1 protein-coding gene is annotated in these 1,520 nt (G+C 70.7%); it reads left to right on the top strand.

Features of this window, described 5'->3' with window-relative positions; all coding sequences use genetic code 11:
* Positions 1–24: 24 nt before the first annotated feature.
* The coding region (locus ACIPXB_RS37130; RefSeq protein ID WP_401457425.1) for a condensation domain-containing protein at positions 25–1,520 on the top strand (1,496 nt) is incomplete at its 3' end.

Raw genomic sequence — 1,520 nt, 5'->3', positions numbered from 1 at the left:
GGTGCGGAGGTGATCACGCCGGAGATGCTGCCGTTGGTGGAGCTGACGGTGGAGGAGATCGAGCGGGTCGTCGCGACCGTGGAGGGTGGCGCGGCGAACATCGCGGACGTCTATCCGCTGGCGCCGCTCCAGGAGGGTCTGCTCTTCCACCACCTCCTCGCCCACGACGACGCCTATGTACTTCCGTCGGTTCTTGAATTCCCCTCACGCGAGCGGCTGGATGCCTTTACAGGTGCGCTTCAGAGCGTGATCGACCGCCATGACATCTTCCGGACCTCGTTCGTCTGGGAAGGGCTGGTCGAACCGGTCCAGGTCGTGTGGCGCAAGGCCGTCCTGCCGGTCGTCGAGCTGGCACTGGACGCACGGAGCGCCGACCCGGTGGGCGACCTGGTCGCCGCGGTCGGCTCCTCCATGGACCTCGGCCGGGCACCGCTGTTCAGCGTCCACGTGGCGGCCACGCCCGACGGCGAGCGCTGGCTGGGTCTGGTGCGGGTGCACCACCTGGTGCAGGACCACACCGCACTGGAGGTCCTGCTCGACGAGGTCGGGGCGTTCCTCACCGGACGTGGCGGGGACCTCCCCGAGCCGCAGCCCTTCCGTGACTTCGTCGCCCACGCGCGGGGCGGCAACGAGGCCGCGGAGCACGAGCGGTACTTCGCGGGGCTGCTGGGCGATGTGACCGAGCCGACGGCGCCGTACGGGGTACTGGACGTCCACGGGGCCGGCGCCGACCCGGTGCGTGAAGTCGTACCGTTCGCTCCGGCCGCCGAGTCGCGGCTTCGCGAGGTCGCCCGTCGCCTGGGCGTCAGCACGGCGACCGTTCTGCACGTGGCATGGGCGCGTGCCCTGGCGGCGATGGCCGGCCGGGACGACGTGGTCTTCGGGACGATCCTGTTCGGCCGGATGAACGCGGGTGTGGGCGCCGACCGGGTACCGGGTCCGCTGATCAACACGCTTCCGGTCCGGGTGCGCACCGACGACATCGGCGTGCTGGAAGCGGTGTCGGCGATGCGGGACCAGCTCGCGCACCTGCTGGAACACGAGCACGCACCGCTCGCCCTGGCCCAGAGCGCCAGCGGGGTCTCCGGCGACGTGCCGCTGTTCACTGCCCTGTTCAACTACCGGCACAACACTGCCCTGAACGCCGAGGAGCCGACCGGAGACAGCGCCGTCGGGACCGAGGAGAACGGGGAGGCCACGGAGGCCGGCGGCATCCGGCTGGTGTTCTCGCGTGAGCGGACCAACTACCCGCTCACGGTCGCTGTGGACGACGAGGGCGAGAACCTCGGGCTGTCGCTGGCGGTCGACGCGGTGTCGCCGATGGATGCGGCTGCTGTCGGTGTGCTGGTGCGTACGGCTGCGGAGCATCTGGTGTCGGCGTTGGAGGTGGCGCTGGACGGTGGCCCCGAGGCTCCGTTGGGCTCCGTGCCGGTGCTGGACGAGGCGGGTCTGCGGCGGATCGTGCACGAGTGGAATGACACGGCGGTGGAGGTCGAGCGGTCGACGTTGCCGGGGTTGTT

Source organism: Streptomyces sp. NPDC090022, assembly GCF_044748145.1.
Taxonomy (GTDB): domain Bacteria; phylum Actinomycetota; class Actinomycetes; order Streptomycetales; family Streptomycetaceae; genus Streptomyces.
Note: the sequence above shows the minus strand (reverse complement) of the source record. Positions and strands in the feature narration are given on the sequence as shown.